General features: G+C 28.7%; 1 protein-coding gene. It reads right to left on the bottom strand.

From position 1 onward, the window contains the following. Positions 1-428: 428 nt before the first annotated feature. The gene (locus tag SLH48_RS22370; RefSeq protein ID WP_320259920.1) at positions 429-980 is read right to left on the bottom strand and encodes a hypothetical protein; all 552 of its coding nucleotides are present in this window, start codon (positions 978-980) and stop codon (positions 429-431) included. Between the last annotated feature and the right edge of the window lie 227 nt (positions 981-1,207).

Here is a 1,207-nt window from a genome sequence, read left to right as displayed (position 1 = left end):
TAAACACATGCTGAGTTGTGTTTACTAATTATCAACCGTTAACGTTATTCCACAATATGGCGCTGTTCAGTAATAATACTGAGAGCGTCTTTCATGTTTTTATGAAAGGATATTTTAGTAAACTCGAACATTGTTTTATTCAATTTAATAATTATTAATTCTATGTATTATCTTTACAACATTAACCAATTATTAAAACTTATATTTCATGCTATATAATTTCTTGTTCGAACATCGTGCATACATACCTGTTGGAAGTACTGGTAACTCCCTTTTTAGGAACAGCTGAAGTAACTATTAATGTATTATCCAGTATTGAATTAACGAATATAAAAAGTAACTAATTTGTTCTTTGTAAAGATAAGACTAAAAAATAAACCATTGTGCTATCCTTTATACAGGCACACAATGGTTTATATTTTTATTATTTACTGACCATATCCAGCGTCTATTAAACGTTGATTCCATATTACTAATTCTTCTAGAATTTCTTTTGAGGACATACTAGTTAGACCAATATTTTCTTTATCTTCCGTGTATAGTTTGAATAAATTACCTGTTTCTCTAAGCAATGTAAAATCCTCTTCAGTAAACGCCTCTCCTTTTATACTTTTATCATATAAGTCCTTTACAAGAGCAAACGTATTAGCTAATAACCAATCTGTTTCGATTGGAGCATGTGGGACTTTAGTTGAAATAAGTTTTGAAAGGTACTTTAACAATTGAGAATAATCAAAGTCTTCTAAATCTGCTACTTCTATAGTTGAGTAGTCTGGAAAGATAAAGTTCACCCAATAGATATCTGTAATATATTCCAGATATGATGCTTGTAATCTGTCCTCAATATAATTATTTTGCTTGTACTGAACATAATTTAAGATAACTGAGATTATCAAAAGGCTTACTAAAATTTCTTTTGCTCTTTTTTTAACTGTACTTATTACAATTACTTTTACTCTTTTTTTTAACTTACTTATCATATTATACTCCTTGTTAATATATAAATTATCTATGTATTATCTATGTATATAACTACTTAATTATCTTAGATAATTTAAGAATTTTCATTGGTAATTTTATCTTTTTTGCGAAAAAGATATTAGGTACCTTCTACAGGATCAAGTGATGTTGATCTTCAACAATCTGGCGCAAGAGGCTAGTAAGGGCTATCTGGAATTTCCCTATAGTGATATGGAGGTTACAGCTG

Source organism: Cytobacillus sp. IB215316 (genome assembly GCF_033963865.1).
Taxonomy (GTDB): Bacteria; Bacillota; Bacilli; order Bacillales; family SM2101; genus Nanhaiella; species Nanhaiella sioensis.
Note: the sequence above shows the minus strand (reverse complement) of the source record. Positions and strands in the feature narration are given on the sequence as shown.